The following is a 17,848-nucleotide window of genomic DNA, read 5'->3' on the forward strand; positions in this document are numbered from 1 at the left end:
CATCGACCTTGTGTGCCCACCCTGCGGCTCTCACGTGAATGTGCAAACCCCGCGATGCGTTGCCTGGCGCAGCGTGATTGACGGTTGCCCATGATCAGGGGCGGTAGGGCGGATGGCGTTTTATCATAGGTGCTACTGATGTTTAAAAAAGTAAACACTGCCCTGCTGGGGCTGGCTTTGTCGCTGGGGATTACGTCCGTTCACGCGGAAGAGGCAAAGAAAGTCGATGTGCTGCTGATCGGCGGCGGCATCATGAGTGCAACCCTGGGTGTATGGCTTAACGAGCTGCAGCCGGACTGGTCCATGGAAATGGTCGAGCGCCTTGATGGCGTGGCCGAAGAAAGCTCCAACGGCTGGAACAACGCCGGTACCGGTCACTCGGCCCTGGCTGAGTTGAACTACACCCCGGAAAACAAGGACGGCACCGTTGAGATCCCGAAAGCGGTCGAAATCAACGAAGCGTTCCAGATCTCCCGTCAGTTCTGGTCCTGGCAAGTCCAGCAGGGCGTGCTGAAGAACCCACGTTCGTTCATCAACACCACTCCGCACATGAGCTTCGTGTGGGGCGATGACAACATCAAGTTCCTGAAAAAACGCTACGAAGCGCTGAAAGCCAGTCCGCTGTTCGCCGGCATGCAGTACTCCGAAGACCCGGCGCAGATCGCCAAATGGGTTCCGCTGATGATGGAAGGGCGTGACCCGAACCAGAAAATCGCGGCCACCTGGAGCCCGCTGGGTACCGACATGAACTTCGGCGAGATCACCCGCCAGTTCGTCGCCCACCTGCAGACCACGCCGAAGTTCGACCTGAAACTGTCGAGCGAAGTGCAGGACATCACCAAGAACGCCGACGGTTCGTGGCGTGTCAGCTACAAAAACCTGAAAGACGGCACCAAGACTGAAACCGACGCCAAGTTCGTGTTCATCGGCGCCGGCGGCGGTGCACTGCACCTGCTGCAAAAGTCGGGCATTCCTGAAGCCAAGGAATACGCTGGCTTCCCGGTAGGTGGTTCGTTCCTGGTCACCGATAACCCATCGGTTGCCGAGCAGCACCTGGCCAAGGCCTACGGTAAAGCGTCGGTTGGCGCGCCGCCGATGTCGGTTCCGCACCTGGACACCCGCGTGCTGGATGGCAAGCGCGTAATCCTGTTTGGCCCGTTCGCGACCTTCTCGACCAAGTTCCTGAAAGAAGGCTCGTACCTGGACCTGCTGACCAGCACCACCACCCACAACATCTGGCCAATGACCAAAGTCGGTATTCGTGAATACCCACTGGTCGAGTACCTCGCCGGCCAACTGATGCTGTCCGATGACGACCGCTTCAAGGCGCTGCAAGAGTACTTCCCGAACGCCAAGAAAGAAGACTGGCGCCTGTGGCAAGCCGGTCAGCGCGTGCAGATCATCAAGCGTGACGAAGAGCAGGGCGGCGTCCTGAAACTCGGTACCGAAGTGGTCAGCTCCGCCGACAACACCATCGCAGGCCTGTTGGGTGCATCGCCAGGCGCGTCCACCGCGGCTCCGATCATGCTGACCGTGCTGCAGAAAGTGTTCAAGGACAAGGTTGCGACCCCTGAGTGGCAGGCCAAGCTGCACCAGATCGTGCCGAGCTACGGCACCAAGCTGAACGACAGCCCGGAAGCGGTTGCCAAGGAATGGGCCTACACCGCCAACATCCTGCAACTGCCGACACCGCCTGTGATCCCGCAGGGCGTTGCTCCAACCGCTACCGAGGCTGCCAAGCCTGCGGCTGAGCCGAGCAAGCCGGCGTCTGATCTGGCGCTGTAAGCAACACCGATAAAAAGCCCGCTGAACCGGTAACGGTCAGCGGGCTTTTTTGTGGCGGTTATTCAGGCGCGACGATGGCTTCGCGGGACGGGCGGCAGCTCAGATGTGGAACCCGTATTTGACTTGCTCATACAGGTGCAAGGCCAGCGCATTGCTGGTATCGCACAGCAGGTACAGATGGTGAATCGGCAGCGGCGGTAGCGCGAAGCCAGCGATTACTTGTGTCAGCCCTTCGCCCATGCGGCTTGCCTCCATCAGCCCCACCGCCACACCGCTGCGGATACAGGCCTCGACGGCGGTAGAGTTAGGGCTTTCGAGTAACACCCGGTGATAAATTCCGTGGTCTTTCAGAGTTTGCAGCGCCGCCGCGCGATACGGGCAGCCCGCGACCGGCACAGTGATGGGCAGCGCGCCATTGGCCGCGCAACTGAAGTGCTCGGCCGCAACCCACAGTGGCTGAACAGGCCCCAAGCGTTCGCCCTGTGCCAAGGGGTGCGCAGTAACCGTGATAGCCAGGTCCAGCCGGTTTGCCATAAACAAATTCAGCAGTTCACCGCTGGTGCGTGCTTCGACTTCCAGCTCCAGCAGCGGGTTGTCGGCGATCAAGCGTGGCAGAAATTCCTGCATAAAGTCGGGGGCATAGGTGTCCGGTACCCCCAGGCGGATCTTGCCCTGCATGCGCTGGGGCATCAGGGAGATCAGCAAGCGGTCGTGGCTTTTGAGGAATTCGGTGGTTTCTCCGAGCAACTTGTTGCCATACAGCGTCAATTCCACGCCCTGGTTGCTGCGGCTGAACAGGCGCTGACCGACTTGGTCTTCCAGCTTCTGGATTTGCGTGGTCACGGTGGACGCACTGCGGTGCACATGTTCGGCGGCCTCATTGAACCGTCGAAAGCGCGCCACGGCGTGGAAGGTTCGCAACAGCTCGATATTCAGTTGTTTAGCCATGGTTCCACTTTTTAGGACTGGTTGTGCAGGTTATTCAAATATACAGAATCATGCGCGGCCCTTAGCCTGACCGTCAACATAGAACGGCTGGAGGCTGCATGAAGCGATCATCCCTGGGGCTGCTGCTGTTGCAAGCCGCATTCGTCCTGTCGTGGAGCTCCGGCTATATCGGCGCCAAACTCGGCACGCAAGGTGGCGGGGCGTTCAACTTGCTGTTCTGGCGGTTCCTTTTGGTCTCGGTGTGCCTGGGGCTATTTTTGAATGTCAGGTTGCGCAAGCTTTCATGGACACTGATTCGCCATTACGCCGTGATCGGCGTTCTCTCGCAGTTCCTGTACCTGAGCTGCCTCTATGTCGCGATCCAGAACGGTTTGCCGCCCGGCATCGCGGCGATCATCGCGGCACTGCAGCCCTTGATGACGGCGGCGTTATCCACGGCAAGCGTGGCCGAGCGCAGTGGCGGCTGGCAGTGGCTGGGGCTGACGATCAGCTTTGCCGGGGTGTCGATCGTGATTGCCGGGCAATACGGCAGCGCGGGCCAAGACGTCGGTTTGGTCATGTACCTGTTGCCGTTGGCTGCGGCCTTGGGGCTCACGCTGGCCACCTTGTATGAACGCCGCACCGTACAACACCAGAACGCCGGCCTGGTGTTGCCGCTGTTTATCCAGTCGGTGCTGACCCTGATCGGGTTTACCGGGGCCGTGCTCTATACCGATACCCTGAGTATTCCCAGTGACCCTGACGTGCTGATCTCGATTGTCTGGCTGACGGTGTTCTCGACCTTTATCGCCTACCTGAGCCTGTGGATGTTGCTACGGGTAATGACCGCAACCCGCGTCGCCGCACTGGTCTACCTGGAGCCGCCGGTTACCCTGGCCTGGGCAGCACTGATGTTTGGCGACGCGATTCAGCCGTCCACCTATGCCGGGGTTGCCGTGGTGGTCGCGGGGTTGCTAGTGGTACGCCGGCAGCGACCGACCGTCGTGTGTGCTTCTTGAGGCCCGAGGGTTCAGCAAGCTGACAGACATCACCTGTTAAAACTTACCCAGGCCAAGCAGGAGCATGGCGGTAACAAGGGGGATTTTTTACGGTTTGCAGGTGTTGGGCGTCAGCGCCCGAGGGGTTTGTATGTTGCTACGTTATGCAGCATTGGCGGCCGTGGTCGTCGCCGCGTCCGGGTGTGTGCAAGAGCGTGTCGTGCATGAGCGCAGGCCGGTGCAACGCGAGTATGTCGAAGTCGTCGCGCCGCAACCGCCGCCCGTGCAGGTGATCGAAGTCGAGCCGCCGGTGCGCTACGGCTATGTCTGGTCACGCGGTTACTGGCGTTGGGACGGCGGGCGTTACGTCGCAGTGCACGGCCATTGGGAGCCGGTGCGCGAGGGCTATCGCTATGTGCATCCGCACTGGGTGCAACGCAACGATGGTTACCACTGGCAGGGCGGTGGCTGGGTTCGCTGAGCCCTGGCTAGCCCGGCTTTTGTGTGCCCAGCAGCCGAACCTCACGTAACAGTGCGGCACCGAGTTGGTCAGTGCCCAGTTCCCGGTAACCCACGGCCTTGATTTCGCCGTTCTCTTCGGCCTGGATGATGATCACCGGCGTCTCTTTGCCGGTGGCTTCGTCGATGTGCAACGCGTACTGGGGAATATCCAGCTTGATGGGTGTACCGGCGGCCTGGCCTTTCACATTGATCAGGAACGCCGCACAACCGCTGTCGACATCCAGGCTGGTAGCGGAGCGGCCGCTCACAAAGCAGCTTTGCGGCAGGTCGGGCCAGGTGATGGTGTTGGCCTGGGCGAACGTTGGCGCGATGACCAAGGCTGCGAGAAGAAGCATGCGCACGTGGGTCGTTCTCTCGATCAAGGGGTAGATGCGGTTTTTACCAAAGCCTGCCGGTTGCCGCAACGCTGCGACTCATGCCAGCCGTTTCATGCCGGCTGCCTTCGCCGCAGCGAGGTCGAAGGTGGCGGTGTACTCGCACCCGGCAGCGTGGGCGCAGCGCTCGATCAGGCAGTCGGCGAAATCAGCCTTGTTGGTGGAGAATCGTCGCAACGCCTGCCAGATGACTTCGGCGTGCTCGATGGTCAATTCACGGGTGCGCAGGAGGGTTTCCAGAACGGTGACTACATCACTTTTGGCCGACTGGTAGCAGCTCTGTAACACCCAGACCAGCTCCACCACCGACACCAGGCTGACAAAACCGGGTGAAAACGCGGTGAGGGATTCGATCAACTCGGATGCCTTGGGCGATTGAACCGGGTCGTCCTGGGTGACATAGCGCACCAGCACGTTGGTATCCAGGCCGATCATCCAGCTTTCGCTCCCTGTGCGGCGATGGCGCGGTTCATGTCCTCCAGAGACACAGCCCTGGCTGGCTTTTGAATCAGGCCCTTGAGGTCGTGAACGGTTTTGCTCGCGGCGATTATGGAAAATTTGCCGTCTTCCATTTCGACAAACTCAACCCGGTCACCGGTTTCCAGGCCCAGGGCGGTCCTGACTTGGATCGGGATAGTGATTTGTCCTTTTGAGGTCAGTGTGGCGGTTGCCATATCGAAAATCTCCATCGTGATATTCCTTACATTAGGGTAAGGAATTATGGAGGACAAGATCCGTTGGTCCATAGGTCGCTCTTCTGGTGTGGTTTGATCGGAACAGGTAAAAAGATAGCCCGCTTCGTCCCGTCCGCACGCCCTCAAGCCCCTGTAAAGAGATACAGCATATGACCGATCGCCAGCTCATCATCCCCGCTGCCATGCAGCCCATCGTCGAGCGCGCGGGTTACGTGCCTGCCGTCAAAGTCGCCAAGACGCTGTACTGCGCGGGGCAGGTGGGGCGTACGCCAGCACTGGCGGTGATCGAGGACCCCGAGGCGCAATTCGTCGCCGCCTGGGACAACCTGCGGCAGGTTCTGGAAGAGGGCGGCTGTACCTTCGACGACGTGGTGGACATGACCACCTACCACGTGAATATGAGCCAGCACATGGCGGTTTTCCGAGAGGTGAAAAACCGCCTGTTCCCACGCGGGCATTGCGCCTGGACCACCATTGGGGTGTCTGAACTGGCGCACCCCGGTTTGCTGGTGGAAATCAAATGCGTGGCAATCCAGCGCTGACGGCTTACTGCACCACGCGGTAACACGGCACATACGCTGCGCCGCCCGGCAGCTTCATGCGGTGCTGGGCGACGAATGCCTGCAGCAACTCGTCCAGCGGCTTCATGATGGCCGGATCGCCGTGGATTTCGTACGGGCCGTTCTGTTCGATCAGGCGGATGCCCTTGTCCTTGACGTTGCCGGCCACAATCCCCGAGAACGCGCGACGCAGGTTGGCCGCCAGTTCATGGGGCGCCAGCGCATGGCTCAGTTGCAGGCTGGCCATGTTTTCGTGGGTCGGGTCGAACGGGCGCTGGAAACCCTCGTCGATCTTCAGCAGCCAGTTGAAGTGGAACGCGTCGTTGCGCTCGCGGCGGAACTGCTTCACCGCCTTGAGGCCAGCGGTCATCTGGCGCGCCACTTCGGCCGGGTCGTCGATGATGATCTGATAGTGCGCCTGGGCTGCCTCGCCCAGGGTGGCACCGACGAACGCGTGCAGTTGTTGCAGGTACGGCGCGGCGTGTTTCGGCCCGGTGAGGATGACCGGGAACGGCAGGTCGCGGTTGTCCGGGTGCATCAGGATGCCCAGCAGGTACAGGAATTCTTCGGCCGTGCCGGCGCCGCCCGGGAAGATGATGATGCCGTGGCCCACGCGCACGAAGGCTTCCAGGCGTTTCTCGATGTCCGGCAGGATCACCAGCTCGTTGACGATCGGGTTCGGCGCTTCGGCAGCGATGATGCCCGGCTCGGTCAGGCCGAGGTAGCGGCCGCCAGTGATGCGCTGTTTTGCGTGGGAAATGGTCGCGCCTTTCATCGGACCTTTCATTACGCCAGGGCCGCAACCGGTGCACACGTCGAGGCTGCGCAGGCCCAGCTCGTGGCCGACTTTCTTGGTGTATTTGTATTCTTCGGTATTGATCGAATGGCCGCCCCAGCACACCACGATTTTCGGCTCGACGCCCGGGCGCAGCGTACGGGCGTTGCGCAGCAGGTGGAACACGTAGTCGGTGATGCCCTGGGAGTTGCTCAGGTCGATGCGCTGGCTGTCGAGTTCGTTCTCGGTGTAGACAATATCGCGCAGGGCGCTGAACAGCATCTCGCGGGTGCTGGCGATCATTTCGCCGTCGACGAAGGCGTCGGCCGGTGCATTCAGCAACTCCAGGCGTACGCCGCGATCCTGCTGGTGGATACGTACTTCAAAGTCTTTGTAGGCGTCGAGTATGGTCTTGGCGTTGTCGATATGCGCGCCGGTGTTGAGGATGGCCAGGGCGCACTGGCGGAACAGGGTATAGATGCTGCCGGTGCCGGCTTCGCTCAGTTGCTGGACTTCGCGTTGGGAGAGGGTTTCGAGGCTGCCCTTGGGGCTGACGGAGGCATTGATGACTTGGCGTTGGGGCATTCTGATTCCTTGAAAACGCAGCCACCGCAGCCCGTGAGGCGCGATGGCTTGAGAAGGGTGGGCGCCGATTACGGTCGCACGCGACGATATTTACCTCAGGCGCCAGGCCGAGCGCAAATACCGTCCACCACCATCATGCCGCAGAACTTACTGAATCAGCTTCCAGTTTTTGTAGAAAACCCGACGCAGGGTAAAGACCATGCCGGCAAACCCAGCGATCACGGCGTTGAGCACCGACGGCAGCGGGGTGGGGCGCACAATGTCGATAAACAGGCAGTAACGCTTTGCATCGTTTTTGTTGAAGGACGCATGCATCAGCGTGTCATCGAAGATAAACAGCGGGTCGTCGTGCCAGTAATGCTTGTGCTTGCCCACCTGGATGTAGACGCCGTCGTGATGGGGCGCCGGGGCCATGTTGTAGAGCACGCGGAACATCATGCGCAGCGGGCCGAAGTGAAACGAGGTGGAGCGGTTTTCGTTGAACACCGATACGCCGATGGTCTTCACGAACGGCAGCTTTTCGCGCAGTTGCGGGATGTCCAGAGTGGTTTCGATCGGCCGCCCGTACCATTGGAAAAACAACATGCCGCGTTTTTTCTCGGCCATGCGCTCATCGAGGTAGCCGATGATTTCATCCTTGTGGGCCATGGCATCGTTGATCACCTTTTGCAGGTCTTCACGCCAGGCGGGTGGCAGGTCGCGCATTGTATAAACATGGCGGTTACGCGAGCTCAACAGGTCAAACAGCGTGTTGAACGGTGCCAGCAGCCAGGTATTGCGGCCGCTGCCGACGAAGTATTTCTTGATCGTGGGCGCGTCATACAAACCGTTGCGCAGGAAATCGTAGATACCGCACACCAGCACCAGGCCGAGAAACACCAGCGTGGTTTCAGGGAATACATCGATAATCAAAAGTACGCCGAATACCCAGGCGACCGAGATCGCTTTTTTACGCAAAGCAGGCTTGTTCATGACACAGCTCCAGCAGGACGCCATTCGACAGGTCCGGATCCCTGGCTGCGAGTGGTGGGGGTTTTGAAACATATTGAAACAACTGCGTCATGATAAGGCGTTCAGCGGCGGATTGGCGTTTTAAATAGTGCGAAATTGTGAAGGCGTTACGCAGATGTGAACCTTGTGAACGCTGTGCGGGATTGGATTTTGTAAACAGAACATTTGCGACTATCGTGACGCTTCGGTTTTTCAGGCGTCATAGACCGGTACGATTAAGTTGAATGGCCACCATTGGCCTTCGGCACCTTGGAAGAGGCAGAAATTTTATGATCATCAAACCGCGGGTTCGTGGCTTTATCTGTGTGACCGCTCACCCTGTTGGCTGTGAAGCGAACGTCAAAGAGCAGATCGACTACGTGACTCAACACGGCGTCATCGAAGGCGGCCCGAAAAAGGTGCTGGTTCTCGGCGCTTCCACCGGCTACGGCCTGGCCGCGCGCATCAGTGCTGCGTTTGGCTGCGGCGCCGACACCCTGGGCGTGTTTTTTGAGAAAGAAGGCGAAGAAGGCAAGCTGAGCTCCGCCGGCTGGTACAACAGCGCCGCGTTCGAGAAGTTTGCCGTCGAAAAAGGCCTGTACGCCAAGAGCATCAACGGCGACGCGTTCTCCGACGAGATCAAGCGCCTGACCATCGAAACCATCAAGAAAGACCTGGGCAAGATCGACCTGGTGGTCTACAGCCTGGCCGCGCCACGCCGTACCGACCCGCAAGGCGTGGTGCACACCTCCACCCTCAAGCCGATCGGCAAGGCCGTGACCCTGCGCGGGATCAACACCGACAAGGGCGTCGTGGTCGACACCACCCTGGAGCCTGCGACCCAGGAAGAAATCGACGGCACCGTCAAAGTGATGGGCGGCGAAGACTGGCAGCTGTGGATCGACGCCCTGCGTGACGCCGATGTACTGGCCGAAGGCGCCAAGACCACCGCGTTCACCTACCTGGGCGAGAAGCTGACCCAGGATATCTACTGGAACGGCTCCATCGGCGAAGCCAAGAAAGACCTCGACAAGAAAGTCCTGACCCTGCGCGACAACCTCGCTGCGCTGAAGGGCGACGCCCGTGTGTCGGTGCTCAAGGCCGTGGTCACCCAGGCCAGCTCGGCGATCCCGATCATGCCGCTGTACCTGTCGCTGCTGTTCAAAGTGATGAAAGAGCAGGGCACCCACGAAGGTTGCATCGAGCAGGTCTACGGCTTGTTCAAGGACAGCCTGTACGGCAGCCAGCCGAAGCTCGACGCCGACGGCCGCCTGCGCGCCGACCTGGCCGAGCTGGAGCCTAAGGTTCAGGACGCCGTCGCGGCGCTGTGGAACCAGGTGACCGACGACAACGTCAACGAGATCAGCGACTTTGCCGGTTACAAGGCGGAGTTCCTGCGCTTGTTCGGCTTTGAAGTCGATGGCGTGGACTACGACGCTGACGTGAACCCGACTGTGAAGATCAATGGCCTGATCCAGGCTTAAGACACGTCGGTTAAACAATGTGGGAGGGGGCTTGCCCCCGATGGCAGTGTGTCAGTCATACATAGGCTGACTGACACTCCGCTATCGGGGGCAAGCCCCCTCCCACATTTTTTTGTGTGCGCCTTGATCAGCGTGCCCACTTCTCCATCGCAAAATCCACAAACGCCCGCAGCTTGGGCAGCCGATAGCGGTCCTGGCGGTAGAGCAAGTGCATGGGGCGGCTCGGCAGTTGATAGGTGGTCAGCAAGGCCACCAGCTTGCCTCTCTCCAGGTCCGGCTGCACCAGGGCATCGGCCAGCATGATGATGCCCATGCCGTTGACGGCCGCCTGGCGCAAGCCCTGCGAGCTGTTGATGGTCAATGAACCGCCGACCGGAACCTCTACCTCGCCGTCCTCGTCGCTCATGCGCCACAGTTTGCCGCTGTCGCGCCAGTTGTCGTTCGCCGGATAGGCAAACGCCAGGCAGTCGTGGTGGCGCAAGTCATCCGGCGTTGAAGGCGTGCCGCGTCGCGCCAGGTACGCGGGTGACGCGCAGAGGGTCAGGGTGTAGGCCTGCAGTGGCCGGGCGATCAGGCTGGAGGTTTCCAGTTCGCCGAGACGGATCGCCACGTCGAAGCCGCTGTCGATCAAGTCCATCCGCTCATTGCTGAGCACCACGTACAGGTCGATCTGCGGGTAGCGCTGGGAAAATTCGCTCAACGCCGGCACCAGGCGTTCGGTGCCGAACACGGGTGGCGCGGTGATGCGCAGGCTGCCTTTGGGGGTTTCGCTGTGGATCTGCTCCGCCAGCAACTCGGAGTCAGCCACCAGCCCGAGCACCTCAAGGCAACGCTGGTAGTACTCGCCGCCGAATTCCGTAAGGCTTTGTTTGCGCGTGGTGCGCTTGAGCAGGCTGACGCCCAGGCGCTGTTCGAGGGCACGCAGGTGGTTGCCGACCATAGTGGTCGACATCCCGCATTCCTGGGCGGCGGCGGTCATGCTGCCGGTCTCCACCACCTTCACGTACACCGACATCGCCTGGAACAGATCCATTATCAAGTCCTGGTTTAAAGTCATTGCAGGAATGCGCAGTTTATCCAGCTTGGGTGGCTAACGATACTGACGGCATCACAACGATGCACTGGAGCCCGCCACCATGACCGCCGCCTGCCTGATGACCACCTACCAACCCATGGCCCTGAGTTTTACCCGTGGCCTGGGCACGCGCCTGTGGGACCAGCAGGGCCGCGAATACCTGGACGCGGTGGCGGGCGTGGCGGTGACCAATGTCGGGCACTCCCATCCGAAACTGGTGGCCGCCATCAGCGAACAGGCCGGCTTGCTGTTGCACACCTCCAACCTCTACAGCATCGACTGGCAACAGCGCCTGGCCGAGCGCCTGACGCAGCTGTCGGGCCTGGACCGCGCCTTCTTCAACAACTCCGGCGCCGAAGCCAACGAGACGGCACTGAAACTGGCACGGCTGCACGGTTGGAAAAAAGGCATTGAGGAGCCCTTGGTGGTGGTGATGGAAAATGCCTTTCACGGCCGCACCCTGGGCACCATGGCCGCCAGCGATGGACCATCGGTGCGCCTCGGCTTTCAGCGCCTGCCGGGGGATTTTCTCAAGGTCAGGTTTGGTGACCTGGCGGCGATCGAGGCGCTTACCCAAGCATATGGCGCGCGCATCGCGGCGGTGCTGCTGGAACCCATCCAGGGCGAAAGTGGCGTGCTCCCCGCGCCGCCTGGCTATTTGCAGGCCCTGCGCGACCACTGCACACGCCACGGCTGGCTGCTGATGCTCGACGAAATCCAGACCGGCATCGGCCGCACCGGCCGCTGGTTTGCCTGCCAGCATGAAGGCGTTGTGCCCGACGTGATGACTCTGGCCAAAGGCCTCGGCAACGGCGTGCCCATCGGCGCCTGCCTGGCCCGGTCCGGTGTGGCCCAGCTGTTCACCCCCGGCAGCCACGGCAGTACCTTTGGCGGCAACCCGCTGGCCTGCCGGGTTGGCTGCACCGTGCTGGACATCATCGAAGAACAAGGCCTGCTGCAGAACGCCGCGCAGCAAGGTGAGCGCCTGCTGGCGAGGTTGCGGATCGAGTTGGCTGACCATCCGCGGGTCCTGGCGATTCGCGGCCAAGGCCTGATGGTCGGTATCGAGCTGGCCAGCCCCTATCGCGACCTGGCCCAACGCTCCGCCCAGGAGCATGGGCTGCTGATCAATGTGACGCGCGGCAAAGTCATTCGCCTGCTGCCGCCGTTGACCCTGGATGCCAAGGAGGTGGAGATGATCGTGCGCGCCATCAGCCGGTTATTGGGTCAGGGCCATTGAGCCATTCCTGGTTCAGCGTCTCCTTGTCGCCCAGGTATTCCAGCAACCACGCCATGGCCGGGGACAGCTTGTTCTGTGCCCAGGCCACGCACGACGGGCTGGCGGGGAAGGGCCGGGTCAGTTGCAACGCCACCAGCTCACCGCGCTCGATCCACGGCAACACCTGATGCGCCGGCGCCATGCCGACGCACAGGCCGTCGCGCAGGCAGTCGATGGCCGAGGCCCAGTTGGGCACTACCAGGCGGCGCTGGTTATCCAGGGTCCAGGTGTCGCGCTTGGGCAGGTTGCGTGAAGTGTCGGTCATGCACAGCGAGGCGAAAGGGCGCAGTTGGTCGTCACTGAGCAAACCTTCCACGCTCGCCAACGGGTGACGCGCGCTGACTACGCACAGCCAGTTCAGCAAACCCATGTCGCGAAAAGTGAAATGGCTGGCCACCGGCACCGCGCTGGTGGCGCCGATCACAATGTCGGTGCGCTCATCCGCCAGCGCGTCCCACACGCCGTTGTACACCTCGTACTCCAGCAGCAATTCCACCTCGGGAAACTGCCGATAGAAATCCAGTACCAACTGCCGGCAGCGCTGGGGCTTGACGATGGAATCCACGGCCACCTTCAACTGGCCGCTCCAGCCATTGGCCACCTGCTGGCACAAGCGCCGGGTGCCGAGCATTTTTTTCATCACGCCGCGGGCTTCGTCTATAAAGAGACGGCCGGCGGGGGTCAGCTCCACGTCGCGGTGGCGCCTTATAAACAGCGGCACTGCCAACCACTCTTCAATCTGACGCACCGTGTAGCTGATGGCCGACGGCACGCGGTGCAATTCCTGGGCGGCGGCGCTGAAGCTGCCATGGCGCGCCACCGCATCGACTACATCCAGGGAGTATTCAGACCACATGACAGCTGCCTTCAAAATTATTGATAAGAGCGTCCAATTATTATCGCTTCACAGTAAATCTGTCAGCTTCATAATGGGCGCCAGTCAGCAAATAGTTTGATGGCAGGTTCTACAAGGCTTCAATGAAAAATTCTTTTGGTTTCACCTGGTACCTGGCGGGGCTGAGCATGCTCGGTTATCTGGCCATGGATATGTACTTGCCGGCCTTCGGCGCCATGGGCGAGCAACTGCAGATTGGCGCGGGCGCGGTGGGCGCCAGCTTGAGTATTTTCCTCGCCGGCTTTGCGGTGGGGCAGTTGTTGTGGGGGCCGTTGTCCGACCGGCTCGGCCGCAAGCCGATCCTGCTCGCGGGCCTTGGCCTGTTTGTGCTGGGCTGCGCGGGGATGTTCTGGGTCGAGACGGCGCCGCAGTTGCTGGCGCTGCGCTTTATGCAGGCGATTGGCGTGTGCTCCGCCGCCGTGAGCTGGCAGGCGCTGGTGATCGACCGCTACCCCGCCGACAAGGCGCACCGCGTGTTCGCCAGCATCATGCCGCTGATGTCGTTGTCGCCGGCACTGGCGCCGCTGCTGGGGGCGATGGTGTTGAATCACTTTGGCTGGCAGGCGATCTTCGGCGTATTGCTGGGTGTGTCGCTGCTGTTGCTGTTGCCGACCTTGTTCCTGCGCCCCGTGCCGAAAAACCCTACGCAAGCGCCTGCACGCCTGGGTTATGGGCAACTGCTCACCTCCCGGGTGTTCACCGGCAACGTGATGATCTTCGCCGCGTGTTCGGCGAGTTTCTTTGCCTGGCTCACCGCGTCGCCTTTCATCCTTGGCGACATGGGTTACAGCCCCAATGACATCGGCCTGAGCTATGTGCTGCCCACCCTGGCGTTCCTGATCGGTGGCTACAGCTGCCGCAGCGCCCTGCAGCATTTCCAGGGCAAGACGCTGTTGCCGTGGTTGCTGTTGGCGTACTGCATCAGCATGGTGGCGTTGTACCTGGTGGCGACCTTGACCGTGCCGACCCTGACCACCTTGCTGATTCCGTTCTGCCTGATGGCACTGGTCAATGGCGCCAGCTACCCGATTGTGGTGGCGAATGCACTGATGCCGTTTGCGGAAAATTCCGGCAAGGCGGCGGCGCTGCAAAACACCCTGCAACTGGGGTTGTGCTTTCTCAGCAGTTTGCTGGTGTCGTCGATGCTTGAGCAGCCGTTGCTGATCACTGTGATTGTAATGCTGGCGACCGCGCCGTTGGCGGTGTTGGGGTACTGGCTGGCGCGGCCCAAGGTGAATGATTCAGAGCTCGCAAGCGCTTAACTTGATAATGCAATCCAAATGTCGGAGGGGGCTTGCCCCTCCCACATTTTGACCGCGTTTCTTCAGGGCTTAGAAGGTGACTTCCATATTCAGCGTTGGCGTAGAGGTCCGAGTCCCCCGCCCCCCATCCACCCCGAACTTGTTGTGCCAATATTCATAACCCACCCCCAGATACAGGTTCGGCTTCACGCTCTTCCCCGGTCGCACCGCAACCATCAGCGCCGTGCGCATCAGGGCTTCCGGTGCCGTATCACGGCCGTGGTAGTCCTCGCCTTTTTCCCCGACATAGTTGATAAACCCCTGGAATTTCGCCCCGTGATTGGCGATCTCGAACGGGCGCATCCACGTCAGGTTGAGCATGTAGGTGTCATCAAACGTGTGGTCTGACTCCTGCGCGCCGGGGATGCCGGTGTGGTTGCGTTCCTTGTAGTACATCAGGCTCAAATCCAGTACCCCGACGGTGTTGAACTTCAACGTCGGCCCGATCACCAGCGCGCGCTTTTTCGCCGAGGCGAAGTTGTTGTTGCGATTGGCGTCGAAGCCCAGGGTCAGCGCGTAATCCTTGATCAGCCCGGTGCCCAGCGGTACGTCGAATACCCGTGATGCGTAGAGCTGATGGCGGTACACCGCGTACACCTCGCTGCCACCGTGATCGGTGCCCTTGCGCGGGTCGCGGCTGTCGGACAGGAACACATCCAGGTTGAGGAAATTGCTGCCGTAACGGTAGCCGCTGGCGTGGGTGAAGCTGTAGATGCGCTTGCTGAAATCGTCGGGGTTATTCGGGTTGGTGAACTGCTGGCCGTAGCGGAACCCCAGGCTGTTGTTCATCCATTCCACCGCGACAGCCTCCCCGCCGCCGAGGAGGGTGAGTGCGACGGTTGCGCCCTGTAATGCCTTTTTCATTGTTCTAGGTCCTTTGGCGTTCTGGCTCATCACGGCCGGATTATTTTTGTAACGCCGACGAAGGGTATCTTGTTCGATTGATTGTATACAACTCTATGGACATCTAGTCCTTACATTGCATACAGTGGCCGCACAACAAAAACAGAGAACCCCTCACCATGACTATCCCGAAGGCGTCACCGCAGCGGCCAGAAGATGAGAATCTCGGCGTCGCCGCCAACATGGCTTATGGCCTGCAGCATGTGCTCACCATGTACGGCGGCATCGTCGCGGTACCGTTGATCGTCGGCCAGGCCGCCGGGTTGTCGCCGGCGGATATCGGCCTGTTGATCGCCGCGTCGCTGTTTGCCGGGGGCTTGGCCACGCTGTTGCAAACTCTGGGCCTGCCGTTTTTCGGCTGTCAGTTGCCGCTGGTGCAGGGCGTGTCGTTTGCCGGTGTGGCAACCATGGTGGCGATTGTCGGCAGCAACGGCGCTGGCGGGGTGCCGGCGATTCTTGGGGCGGTGATGGCCGCGTCGTTGATCGGATTACTGATCACGCCGATATTTTCGCGGATTACCAAGTTTTTCCCGCCGTTGGTCACCGGCATCGTAATCACCACCATCGGCCTGACCCTGATGCCCGTCGCCGCGCGCTGGGCCATGGGCGGCAATAGCCGCGCGGCGGATTTCGGCAGCATGCCCAATATTGGCCTGGCGGCGCTGACCCTGGTGCTGGTGCTGCTATTGAGCAAGATCGGCAGCGCGACCATCTCGCGCCTGTCGATCCTGCTGGCGATGGTGATCGGCACCGTGATTGCGGTGTTGCTGGGTATGGCCGACTTCTCCGGCGTTGCCCAAGGGCCGATGTTCGGTTTCCCCACGCCGTTCCATTTCGGCATGCCGACCTTCCATATCGCGGCAATCATTTCGATGTGCATCGTGGTGATGGTGACCCTGGTGGAAACCTCGGCGGATATCCTGGCCGTGGGTGAAATCATCGACACCAAGGTCGACTCCAAACGCCTGGGCAACGGCCTGCGCGCCGATATGCTGTCGAGCATGTTCGCGCCGATCTTCGGTTCGTTTACCCAAAGCGCGTTTGCCCAGAACGTCGGCCTGGTGGCGGTCACCGGGGTGAAGAGCCGCTTTGTAGTGGCCACTGGCGGGCTGTTTCTGGTGATCCTCGGCCTGCTGCCCTTCATGGGCCGGGTGATTGCCGCAGTGCCGACCTCGGTGCTCGGCGGTGCCGGGATTGTGCTGTTTGGTACGGTGGCCGCCAGTGGTATTCGCACTTTGTCCAAGGTGGATTACCGCAACAACATGAACTTGATCATCGTCGCCACTTCCATTGGTTTCGGCATGATCCCCATCGCCGCACCAAGCTTCTATGATCAGTTCCCCAGCTGGTTCGCGACCATTTTCCACTCGGGCATCAGTTCGTCGGCGATCATGGCGATATTGCTGAACCTGGCTTTCAACCATTTCACCGCGGGTAACTCGGACCAGCAGTCAGTGTTTGTCGCGGGGACCGAGCGCAGCTTGTGCTTTCGCGATGTGTCGGAGCTGCGGGATGGGGATTACTTCAAGGGCGGCAAGTTGTTTGATGCCGAGGGCAGGGAGATTCCGTTGGTGGCGGAGGTGCCGAAGCACACCGCAAAACCTGAAACCACGGAGGTCTAAAAATGTGGGAGGGGGCTTGCCCCCGATGGCGGTGGGTCAGTAACAGATTTATCAACTGACACACCCTCATCGGGGGCAAGCCCCCTCCCACATTTGAACTCAGCCGGCCTTGAGTTCTCTGTAAGGCACCGAACACACCTCATCCAGAAACTTCACCACAGTCCCCATGCACGCCTGGCGTTCTTCCACATGGGGCATGTGGCTGGAGTCTTCAAACAGCGCCCAGCGCACATCGGCGATTTCCTCCAGGAACGGCTTGACCACCAGCGGCGTCGCCTCGTCATGCCGGCCGGAAATCACCAGGGTCGGCACGTTGATCGCCGACAGACGGCCAATCGATTGCCAGTCCTTCAAGCTGCCGATCACATGGAATTCGGTCGGGCCGCTCATGGCGTGGTACACGGTCGGGTCCGCATCAACCTGGGCGAAGGTGCGCGCCACTTCTTCCGGCCACGGGTTCACGCGGCACACATGGTGGTCATAGAACACCCGTGAGGCGGCCAGGTATTCCGGGTCCTGGTAAGTGCCGGCGGCCTCATGCTTGAGCAGGGTTTCATGCACGCCTTCGGGCAATAACTTGCGCAGCCGGTTGGCTTCGCTGACCCAGGTACGCATGCACGTCGGCGAGTTGGCCGGGATGAACGCGCGCAGGCCCTTGGGTTGCAGAATCGCGTGTTCACTGCCGAGCATGCCGCCCCAGGACTGGCCGAGGATCGCGTAGTTATCGCTGATCTGCAGGTGGTCCAGCAGGTTATCCAGCTCTTTGAGGAACAGCTCGACCGTCCAGAAGGACGGGCCTTGGTCGGGCAGGTGAGTGGAGCGGCCGTTGCCCAGTTGGTCGTAGTGGATCACTGCGTGGCCGCTGGCGGCGACGTCCTTGAATGCGTCGACATAGTCGTGGGTGCAACCGGGGCCGCCGTGGATAACCACTAATGGGGTGCGGCCGCTCGAGAGGTCACCGGTCACACGGTACCAGGTCTGGTAGTCGCCAAACGCCGCATACCCTTCGCGGATTTTTTCAATGAATTCCATTTCGTACCCTGCTCTGAAAAAAAGGATCAGGGCTACGATAAACCGC

General features: G+C 60.7%; 18 protein-coding genes. 8 read left to right on the forward strand and 10 right to left on the reverse strand.

Annotated features, from left to right (window positions below):
* Window positions 1-138: 138 nt before the first annotated feature.
* Window positions 139-1,785: a malate dehydrogenase (quinone) gene (gene mqo, locus AC0IYH_RS10785; protein WP_471834253.1), complete on the forward strand. Its 1,647-nt coding sequence runs from the start codon at window positions 139-141 to the stop codon at window positions 1,783-1,785.
* Between the two features lie 99 nt (window positions 1,786-1,884).
* On the opposite strand, the gene AC0IYH_RS10790 is transcribed toward mqo, so the two are convergent.
* On the reverse strand, window positions 1,885-2,733 hold the full coding sequence (locus AC0IYH_RS10790; RefSeq protein WP_471834254.1) for a LysR substrate-binding domain-containing protein: 849 nt from the start codon (window positions 2,731-2,733) through the stop codon (window positions 1,885-1,887).
* A gap of 98 nt (window positions 2,734-2,831) precedes the next feature.
* On the opposite strand from AC0IYH_RS10790, the gene AC0IYH_RS10795 reads away from it, so the two are divergent.
* Window positions 2,832-3,731 (forward strand): DMT family transporter, encoded by a 900-nt coding sequence (locus AC0IYH_RS10795; RefSeq protein WP_471834256.1) that lies wholly within the window; start codon window positions 2,832-2,834, stop codon window positions 3,729-3,731.
* Window positions 3,732-3,861: 130 nt separating this feature from the next.
* Window positions 3,862-4,191: a YXWGXW repeat-containing protein gene (locus tag AC0IYH_RS10800; RefSeq protein WP_065874885.1), complete on the forward strand. Its 330-nt coding sequence runs from the start codon at window positions 3,862-3,864 to the stop codon at window positions 4,189-4,191.
* A 7-nt stretch (window positions 4,192-4,198) separates the two neighbouring features.
* Here AC0IYH_RS10800 and AC0IYH_RS10805 read toward each other — a convergent pair whose 3' ends face one another.
* From AC0IYH_RS10805 to AC0IYH_RS10815, 3 genes are all read right to left on the reverse strand, one after another.
* On the reverse strand, window positions 4,199-4,573 hold the full coding sequence (locus AC0IYH_RS10805) for a hypothetical protein (protein WP_116629688.1): 375 nt from the start codon (window positions 4,571-4,573) through the stop codon (window positions 4,199-4,201).
* Between the two features lie 72 nt (window positions 4,574-4,645).
* Entirely contained in the window at window positions 4,646-5,041 is a 396-nt protein-coding gene (locus tag AC0IYH_RS10810; RefSeq protein ID WP_116629521.1) for a type II toxin-antitoxin system VapC family toxin, read from the reverse strand.
* The gene (locus tag AC0IYH_RS10815) at window positions 5,038-5,295 is read right to left on the reverse strand and encodes an AbrB/MazE/SpoVT family DNA-binding domain-containing protein (protein ID WP_116629522.1); all 258 of its coding nucleotides are present in this window, start codon (window positions 5,293-5,295) and stop codon (window positions 5,038-5,040) included. Before AC0IYH_RS10815 ends, AC0IYH_RS10810 begins: the two co-directional genes overlap by 4 nt.
* A 155-nt stretch (window positions 5,296-5,450) precedes the next feature.
* Between AC0IYH_RS10815 and AC0IYH_RS10820 the strand changes: the two genes are divergently transcribed.
* Window positions 5,451-5,843 carry a RidA family protein gene (locus AC0IYH_RS10820; protein WP_116629523.1) on the forward strand — a complete coding sequence of 131 codons (393 nt, stop codon included), beginning with the start codon at window positions 5,451-5,453 and terminating at the stop codon, window positions 5,841-5,843.
* A gap of 4 nt (window positions 5,844-5,847) precedes the next feature.
* On the opposite strand, the gene ppnN is transcribed toward AC0IYH_RS10820, so the two are convergent.
* Both ppnN and AC0IYH_RS10830 read right to left on the reverse strand, forming a co-directional pair.
* Window positions 5,848-7,221, reverse strand: a complete 1,374-nt coding sequence (gene ppnN, locus AC0IYH_RS10825) for a nucleotide 5'-monophosphate nucleosidase PpnN (RefSeq protein WP_116629524.1) — start codon at window positions 7,219-7,221, stop codon at window positions 5,848-5,850.
* Window positions 7,222-7,368: 147 nt separating this feature from the next.
* Window positions 7,369-8,193 (reverse strand): aspartyl/asparaginyl beta-hydroxylase domain-containing protein, encoded by an 825-nt coding sequence (locus AC0IYH_RS10830; protein WP_122773006.1) that lies wholly within the window; start codon window positions 8,191-8,193, stop codon window positions 7,369-7,371.
* 308 nt (window positions 8,194-8,501) lie between these two features.
* On the opposite strand from AC0IYH_RS10830, the gene fabV reads away from it, so the two are divergent.
* Entirely contained in the window at window positions 8,502-9,695 is a 1,194-nt protein-coding gene (gene fabV, locus AC0IYH_RS10835; protein WP_116629526.1) for an enoyl-ACP reductase FabV, read from the forward strand.
* Between the two features lie 127 nt (window positions 9,696-9,822).
* Here the strand turns inward: fabV and AC0IYH_RS10840 are convergent, their stop codons facing one another.
* Entirely contained in the window at window positions 9,823-10,728 is a 906-nt protein-coding gene (locus AC0IYH_RS10840) for a LysR family transcriptional regulator (protein ID WP_471834260.1), read from the reverse strand.
* A gap of 103 nt (window positions 10,729-10,831) precedes the next feature.
* Between AC0IYH_RS10840 and AC0IYH_RS10845 the strand changes: the two genes are divergently transcribed.
* Complete coding sequence (locus AC0IYH_RS10845; RefSeq protein WP_471834262.1) at window positions 10,832-12,010, forward strand: acetylornithine/succinylornithine family transaminase; 1,179 nt, start codon at window positions 10,832-10,834, stop codon at window positions 12,008-12,010.
* Here the strand turns inward: AC0IYH_RS10845 and punR are convergent.
* On the reverse strand, window positions 11,982-12,905 hold the full coding sequence (gene punR / locus AC0IYH_RS10850; RefSeq protein WP_116629529.1) for a DNA-binding transcriptional activator PunR: 924 nt from the start codon (window positions 12,903-12,905) through the stop codon (window positions 11,982-11,984). The two genes, AC0IYH_RS10845 and punR, sit on opposite strands and share 29 nt — an antisense overlap.
* A 122-nt stretch (window positions 12,906-13,027) precedes the next feature.
* Here punR and punC point away from each other — a divergent pair, with 122 nt between their 5' ends.
* A complete protein-coding gene (gene punC / locus AC0IYH_RS10855; RefSeq protein WP_471834264.1) occupies window positions 13,028-14,206 on the forward strand; it encodes a purine nucleoside transporter PunC in 1,179 nt (392 codons plus the stop codon).
* Between the two features lie 69 nt (window positions 14,207-14,275).
* On the opposite strand, the gene AC0IYH_RS10860 is transcribed toward punC, so the two are convergent.
* Window positions 14,276-15,109, reverse strand: coding sequence for a nucleoside-binding protein (locus tag AC0IYH_RS10860; RefSeq protein ID WP_471834266.1), 834 nt, complete (start codon window positions 15,107-15,109; stop codon window positions 14,276-14,278).
* A 158-nt stretch (window positions 15,110-15,267) separates the two neighbouring features.
* Between AC0IYH_RS10860 and AC0IYH_RS10865 the strand changes: the two genes are divergently transcribed.
* The gene (locus AC0IYH_RS10865) at window positions 15,268-16,770 is read left to right on the forward strand and encodes a nucleobase:cation symporter-2 family protein (protein WP_471834267.1); all 1,503 of its coding nucleotides are present in this window, start codon (window positions 15,268-15,270) and stop codon (window positions 16,768-16,770) included.
* Between the two features lie 99 nt (window positions 16,771-16,869).
* Here AC0IYH_RS10865 and AC0IYH_RS10870 read toward each other — a convergent pair whose 3' ends face one another.
* Window positions 16,870-17,802, reverse strand: a complete 933-nt coding sequence (locus AC0IYH_RS10870) for a proline iminopeptidase-family hydrolase (protein ID WP_471834269.1) — start codon at window positions 17,800-17,802, stop codon at window positions 16,870-16,872.
* Between the last annotated feature and the right edge of the window lie 46 nt (window positions 17,803-17,848).

The organism is Pseudomonas sp. AC463 (genome assembly GCF_979253585.1).

Excerpts from the sequence above, each read along its gene's own strand:
- AC0IYH_RS10810 (WP_116629521.1), bottom strand. The coding sequence starts at position 5,041 with ATGATCGGCCTGGATACCAACGTGCTGGTGCGCTATGTCACCCAGGAC.
- mqo (WP_471834253.1), top strand. The coding sequence starts at position 139 with ATGTTTAAAAAAGTAAACACTGCCCTGCTGGGGCTGGCTTTGTCGCTG.
- AC0IYH_RS10820 (WP_116629523.1), top strand. The coding sequence starts at position 5,451 with ATGACCGATCGCCAGCTCATCATCCCCGCTGCCATGCAGCCCATCGTC.
- AC0IYH_RS10830 (WP_122773006.1), bottom strand. The coding sequence starts at position 8,193 with ATGAACAAGCCTGCTTTGCGTAAAAAAGCGATCTCGGTCGCCTGGGTA.
- fabV (WP_116629526.1), top strand. The coding sequence starts at position 8,502 with ATGATCATCAAACCGCGGGTTCGTGGCTTTATCTGTGTGACCGCTCAC.
- AC0IYH_RS10815 (WP_116629522.1), bottom strand. The coding sequence starts at position 5,295 with ATGGAGATTTTCGATATGGCAACCGCCACACTGACCTCAAAAGGACAA.
- AC0IYH_RS10870 (WP_471834269.1), bottom strand. The coding sequence starts at position 17,802 with ATGGAATTCATTGAAAAAATCCGCGAAGGGTATGCGGCGTTTGGCGAC.
- AC0IYH_RS10860 (WP_471834266.1), bottom strand. The coding sequence starts at position 15,109 with ATGAAAAAGGCATTACAGGGCGCAACCGTCGCACTCACCCTCCTCGGC.
- AC0IYH_RS10790 (WP_471834254.1), bottom strand. The coding sequence starts at position 2,733 with ATGGCTAAACAACTGAATATCGAGCTGTTGCGAACCTTCCACGCCGTG.
- punC (WP_471834264.1), top strand. The coding sequence starts at position 13,028 with ATGAAAAATTCTTTTGGTTTCACCTGGTACCTGGCGGGGCTGAGCATG.
- AC0IYH_RS10800 (WP_065874885.1), top strand. The coding sequence starts at position 3,862 with ATGTTGCTACGTTATGCAGCATTGGCGGCCGTGGTCGTCGCCGCGTCC.
- AC0IYH_RS10865 (WP_471834267.1), top strand. The coding sequence starts at position 15,268 with ATGACTATCCCGAAGGCGTCACCGCAGCGGCCAGAAGATGAGAATCTC.
- AC0IYH_RS10840 (WP_471834260.1), bottom strand. The coding sequence starts at position 10,728 with ATGGATCTGTTCCAGGCGATGTCGGTGTACGTGAAGGTGGTGGAGACC.
- punR (WP_116629529.1), bottom strand. The coding sequence starts at position 12,905 with ATGTGGTCTGAATACTCCCTGGATGTAGTCGATGCGGTGGCGCGCCAT.
- AC0IYH_RS10845 (WP_471834262.1), top strand. The coding sequence starts at position 10,832 with ATGACCGCCGCCTGCCTGATGACCACCTACCAACCCATGGCCCTGAGT.
- AC0IYH_RS10795 (WP_471834256.1), top strand. The coding sequence starts at position 2,832 with ATGAAGCGATCATCCCTGGGGCTGCTGCTGTTGCAAGCCGCATTCGTC.
- ppnN (WP_116629524.1), bottom strand. The coding sequence starts at position 7,221 with ATGCCCCAACGCCAAGTCATCAATGCCTCCGTCAGCCCCAAGGGCAGC.